The organism is Stenotrophomonas sp. GD03777, assembly GCF_029842485.1.
Lineage (GTDB): Bacteria > Pseudomonadota > Gammaproteobacteria > Xanthomonadales > Xanthomonadaceae > Stenotrophomonas > Stenotrophomonas sepilia.
On sequence record NZ_JAOCGL010000170.1, the window covers coordinates 1 to 4,877 of the forward strand.

General features: G+C 68.1%; 4 protein-coding genes. 2 read left to right on the forward strand and 2 right to left on the reverse strand.

What is annotated here, in order from left to right:
- The coding region (locus N5E02_RS20030; protein WP_345782208.1) for a MacB family efflux pump subunit at positions 1–1,944 on the forward strand (1,944 nt) is incomplete at its 5' end.
- Positions 1,941–3,380, forward strand: coding sequence for a TolC family protein (locus N5E02_RS20035; protein ID WP_065177418.1), 1,440 nt, complete (start codon positions 1,941–1,943; stop codon positions 3,378–3,380). The genes N5E02_RS20030 and N5E02_RS20035, both read left to right, overlap by 4 nt.
- Before the next feature lie 168 nt (positions 3,381–3,548).
- On the opposite strand, the gene rlmB is transcribed toward N5E02_RS20035, so the two are convergent.
- Together rlmB and N5E02_RS20045 are read right to left on the reverse strand one after the other, a co-directional pair.
- Positions 3,549–4,292, reverse strand: coding sequence for a 23S rRNA (guanosine(2251)-2'-O)-methyltransferase RlmB (gene rlmB / locus N5E02_RS20040; RefSeq protein WP_005408775.1), 744 nt, complete (start codon positions 4,290–4,292; stop codon positions 3,549–3,551).
- Between the two features lie 130 nt (positions 4,293–4,422).
- The coding region (locus N5E02_RS20045) for a GFA family protein (protein WP_279946665.1) at positions 4,423–4,877 on the reverse strand (455 nt) is incomplete at its 5' end.

Genomic DNA, 4,877 nt, shown 5'->3' on the forward strand with positions numbered 1-4,877 from the left:
CCGCTGCTGCGGCTGCGCGACCTGCGACGTGAATTCCCGGCCGGCGACGATGTGATCGCCGTACTGCGCGACGTGAACCTCGACATCCACGCCGGCGAGATGGTCGCCATCGTGGGCCAGTCCGGCTCGGGCAAGTCGACGCTGATGAACATCCTCGGCTGCCTCGACCGTCCCACCCGCGGCAGCTACCAGGTGGCCGGCCGCGCAACCGGAAAGATGGAGCCGGACGAACTGGCCGAACTGCGCCGCGAGCATTTTGGTTTCATCTTCCAGCGCTACCACCTGCTCGGCGACCTCGACGCGCGCGGCAACGTGGAAGTGCCGGCGGTGTATGCCGGCAGTCCCGGCCCGGTGCGCAACGCGCGTGCCGAGCAACTGCTGCAGCGGCTGGGCCTGGGCGACCGCATGCATCACAAGCCAGGCCAGCTTTCCGGTGGCCAGCAGCAGCGCGTGTCGATCGCACGCGCCCTGATGAACGGCGGCGAGGTGATCCTGGCCGACGAACCAACAGGCGCGCTCGATACGAAATCCGGTGAGGAAGTGATGGCGATCCTCGGCGAACTGCATGCCGAAGGCCACACCATCATCATCGTCACCCACGACATGAGCGTGGCCCAGCACGCACAGCGCATCATCGAGATCCGCGATGGCGAGATCATTGCCGACCGCGCCAATCCGGATGCGCCGAGTTACCGCGCCCAGCGCGAAGCCAGTACCGGCGTCGCCCACGGCAATAGCTGGCGGGCGGCCCGCGACCGCTTCACCGAAGCATTCCGGATGGCGCTGCTGGCGATGAACGCCCATCGCCTGCGCACCTTCCTGACCATGCTCGGCATCATCATCGGCATCGCCTCGGTGGTCTCGGTGGTGGCGCTGGGCAATGGCTCGCAGCAGCAGATCCTGCAGAACATCAGCGCGCTCGGCACCAACACCATCGACGTTTATCCCGGCCGTGGTTTCGGCGACATGCGCTCGGCCCGGGTGCAGACGCTCAAGGCCAGCGATGCCGATGCACTGGCAAAGCAGAGCTATGTGGACAGCGCCACCCCCAGCGTATCGACCTCGGTCACCGCGCGTTATCGCAACCAGTCGTCGACCGCCCAGGTCAGCGGCGTCGGCGAGCAGTTCTTCCGGGTCAAGGGGGTAACCCTGCTCAGCGGCAGCTTCTTTGATGCCGATGCCGTGAGGGGCCTCGGCCAGGTAGCGGTGATCGACGAAAACACCCAGACCCAGTTCTTCCCCGATGTCGACCCGGTCGGCCAGGTGATCCTGCTCGGCAACGTGCCGGCACGCGTGGTCGGCGTAGCCAAGCGCCAGAGTTTCGGTTTCGGTGGCAGCACCAGCCTCAGCGTCTGGGTGCCCTACACCACGGTGATGTCGCGCATGCTCGGCCAGAGCCATGTCTCCAGCATCACCGTGCGCGTGGACGACAACACACCGATGGATGCCGCTCAGGAAGCGATCACCCGCCTGCTGACGATGCGCCACGGCACCGAGGATTTCTTCCTCAGCAACAGCGCGGAGATCCGCGACACCATCGAGCAGACCACGCGCACGATGACCCTGCTGATCGGTGCCATCGCCGCCATCGCGCTGCTGGTCGGCGGCATCGGCGTGATGAACATCATGCTGGTGTCGGTGACCGAGCGCACCCGAGAGATCGGGGTGCGCATGGCCGTCGGTGCACGACAAAGTGATATCCGCCAGCAGTTCCTGATCGAAGCGGTGCTGGTTTGCCTGCTCGGTGGCGTGCTCGGCATCGGCCTGGCCCTGCTGCTGGGCTCGATGATCGGCCGCTTCGCCAGCGACTTCCAGGTGCTGTTCTCCACCGCCTCGATCATTGCCGCCTTCGCCTGCTCGACCCTGATCGGCGTGGCGTTCGGCTTCCTGCCCGCGCGCAATGCCGCGCAGCTTGACCCGGTGGAGGCCCTGGCACGCGAATGAAGATGATGACCCGACTGCCCTTCCCTGCCCCTTCGCGCCGGCTGCTGGCGGGTGCCGTTCTGCTCGCCCTGTCTGGCTGCGCCTCTGTCGGCCGCTATCCGGTGGCCGATCCCGATGTGGCGGCCCAGTATGGGCGTGGCGATGCCACCCTCAACGCACCGGCCGACGACCCGCGCAGCAGCCTGGACACACCGGGCCACGACATCCGCCAGGACACCTGGTGGACCGGCTTCGGCGATGAACGCCTGGACCGCCTGGTGGCGCAGGCGCTGGCCGCCAACAGCGACCTGGCCGCCGCCGGCCTGGCCGTGCAGCGTTCGCGCCTGCAGGCCGGCCTGGCCAGCAACGCGCTGTGGCCGCAGCCTTCGTCATCGGGCGTCAGCGGCAATGCCAGCCGCGCCACCGACCAGGCCGACGACTGGCGCCGCAGCTACTCCACCGGCGTTTCGCTGGGCTGGGAGGTCGATCTGTGGGGACGCCTGCGGACCCAGCGCGACATCGCCCGCTGGGAAGCCGAGGCCAGCGAGGAAGACCGGCAGAATACCGCCCTGCTGGTGATCAGCGACACCATCACCCAGTACTGGAACCTGGCCTACCTGAACCAGTCGATCGCCACCGGCCAGGCCAACCTGGAGCGGCTGGAGCGCACCCGCGAACTGGTGCAGGCCCGCTTCGACGCCGGTGCGGTATCGCGTCTGGAAGTGCGCCAGGCGCTGCAGAACCTGCAATCGCAGCGCGCCTCGCAGAGCGCGCTGGAACAGCAGCGGGTGGAGGTGCGCAACGCACTGACCGTGCTGCTGGACGGCACGCCCTGGCCCCAGCAGGACGAACCCCGGGACCTGCTGGGCGCACGCAGCCCGCGCATTGTCGAGGGGCTGCCGGCCGACCTGCTCGGCCGCCGCCCCGACCTGCGTGCGGCAGAACTCCGCCTGCGCAACAGCCTGAAGACCATCAAGGTCACCGCCACCCAGTACTACCCGGCGCTGAGCCTGACCGGCAGCCTCGGTTCCAGTGCGACCTCGCTGGGCGATGTACTGCGCAATCCGGTGGCCACGCTGGGTGCCGGCCTTTCGCTGCCATTCCTCAACCTGCAGCGCGCGCAGCTGGATACCGATATCGCCGGCACCAGCTATCAGATCGCCGCGACCAATTTCCGCAAGACGCTGTACACCGCGCTCTCGGAAGTGGACAACGCACTGTCCGCGCGCGAGCAGCTGGCGCGCCAGGTCGCTGCCTCGCAGGCTTCGTACGAGGAAGCGGTGGAAGTGGAGCGCGCGCAGGAAGTGCGTTATCGCGTGGGTGCTACCGATCTGCGCACCTGGCTGGAAGCGCAGCAGACCCGGCGCGATGCAGAGCTGTCGCTGGCGCGCGTGCGCCAGGGCCAGCTGAACAACGACGTGACCCTGTTCAAGGCACTGGGTGGCAGCGCGGGCTGAGGCGGCAAGAGCGCCAACCAAGGTTGGCGACTACCGGTAGGTGTCGACCTTGGTCGACACGGCAACGATCTGGTAGGTGTCGACCTTGGTCGACACGGCACATGGAAAAGGCGTCGGATCCCTCGCCTGCGGAGAGGGATCTGACCCCGATCACGTCGCGCCGGCGGATCAACCGCGCTGGCGCACGGCCTCGAACAGGCTGACGCCGGCGGCGACGGAGACATTCAGGCTCTCGATCTCGCCCGGCATCGGGATCTTGACCAGGCCATCGCAGTTCTCGCGGGTCAGGCGGCGCAGGCCGTCGGCTTCGCCGCCCAGCACCAGCGCGATGTTGCCCTTCAGGTCCAGCTGGTACAGCGAGGCGGTGGCTTCACCGGCCAGGCCGTAGATCCACACGCCCTGCTTCTGCAGGTCCTTCAGGCAACGCGACAGGTTGGTTACCGCCACCACCGGGATGAGGTCGGCGGCGCCGGCCGAGGTCTTGCGCACGGTGGCGTTGACCGTGGCCGACTTGTCCTTGGGGATGATCACTGCAGTCGCACCGGCCGCAGCCGCCGAGCGCAGGCAGGCACCCAGGTTGTGCGGGTCCTGCACCTCATCCAGCACCAGCAGCAGCGCCTTGCCCTCGGCCGCAGTGACCAGGCCTTCCAGCTCGTTCTCGCTGTAGGTGCGGGCGGCGGCATAGCGCGCGGCCACGCCCTGGTGGCGCACCGAGCCTCCCACACCGTCCAGCGCCTGGCTGTTCACCTTGCGCACGTCGATGCCCTTGCGGCGGGCGTTTTCCTCGATCTCGGTCAGGCGCGGGTTCTTCGCTCCGGCCTCGACCAGCACTTCGCGGACGTTCTCGGCGTCGTTCTCGATGGAGGAGGCGACGGCGTTGACGCCGACGATCCACTGGCTGTTCTTGCTCATGCGGGCGGGGACCGGAAAAGGGGTGGCTATGGTAGAGCATCGGCGGTCCGGGCGCTGCCGCGCCCCGCCTCCCTGTACAGCCGAGCCTGCGCTCGGCTGTCCACAGCGTGGAGATGGCGCTACAGGTGCGTCACCGGCTGCGCGGTGGCCAGTGCGGCGTGTCGTGGTCGGGGTGCTGGTGGGACACGATCGTGGCCAGGAAGTCCAGGGCCGCGATGTCCTCCTCGGTACGCCGTACGGGCAGGCTGGCCAGGCCGTCGACGAAGGGCAGCTTGCGCTCGACCCCGTACTGGATCGTCGGAGGCAGGCGTTCGGCTTCGTCGAACGCGCCGGCAGCCACCGCCACGCCATCGGGCGCTTCGTAGGTCAATGGCGTGCCGCAGTCGGCGCAGAAGCCACGCCGCACCACGTTGGACGACTGGAAATAGCGCGGCTGGCCGCGGGTCCAGCTGAACTGCACGCCGCGCACCGACACCAAGGGCGCGTAGAAGGCACCAAAGGCCTTCTGGCACATCCGGCAATGGCAGATCGAGCTGTCGGTCAGCGCACCACGCACGTGGAAGCGGATCGCGCCGCACTGGCAGC